Source organism: Thermobrachium celere DSM 8682 (assembly GCF_000430995.1).
GTDB lineage: Bacteria > Bacillota > Clostridia > Clostridiales > Caloramatoraceae > Thermobrachium > Thermobrachium celere.
Genome location: NZ_HF952031.1, coordinates 15,010 through 15,605, shown reverse-complemented (window position 1 = coordinate 15,605; position 596 = coordinate 15,010). Strand labels below are relative to the sequence as shown.

1 protein-coding gene and 1 pseudogene are annotated in these 596 nt (G+C 33.7%); both read left to right on the top strand.

What is annotated here, in order from left to right; genetic code table 11:
* Positions 1–24 precede the first annotated feature (24 nt).
* On the top strand, positions 25–336 hold the full coding sequence (locus TCEL_RS14125; RefSeq protein ID WP_018665559.1) for a preprotein translocase subunit SecY: 312 nt from the start codon (positions 25–27) through the stop codon (positions 334–336).
* A pseudogene (locus TCEL_RS11425) lies at positions 240–596 on the top strand (bifunctional phosphoribosylaminoimidazolecarboxamide formyltransferase/IMP cyclohydrolase); the annotation flags it as partial. The gene TCEL_RS14125 and the pseudogene TCEL_RS11425, both read left to right, overlap by 97 nt.

Sequence of the window (596 nt, the reverse complement as noted above, 5' to 3'; positions counted from 1 at the left end):
GCACAAAGAAGAGTAGGTTCACGTATGTATGGTGCACAAAGCACACATATACCTATAAATGTTAATTCAGCTGGTGTTATTGCGATAATTTTTGCAATGTCAGTAATGCAGTTTCCACTTGTTATAACTCAATTAACATTACCGCCAACTAATAAATTTAGAATGCTGTTTGAAGGTGGATGGTTAAGTCCAAAATACMYAATATMCTTTTATATGTGCAGGTACTCCAATTTCATGGTAACAGCCCTTGTGGTGTTGCAGTTGGAAAGGATGTTTTTGATGCCTATAGTAAAGCCTATGAGTGCGATAGGATATCAATATTTGGAGGAATTGTAGCACTAAATAGAAGGGTAGATAAAAGAACTGCTGAAAAACTTATTGAGATATTCTTAGAAATAGTTATAGCACCAGATTATGATGAGGATGCCCTTTTAGTTTTGAAGGAGAAGAAGAACTTAAGGGTTATAAAGGCATTATCAACACCAAAGGATAATTTAGAGTATGTAAGTGTAGATGGTGGAATTTTAGTTCAGGATGTTGATAATAAATTAGTAAGTGAATTTAGATATGTAACAGATAAAAAGCCAACAGACAAA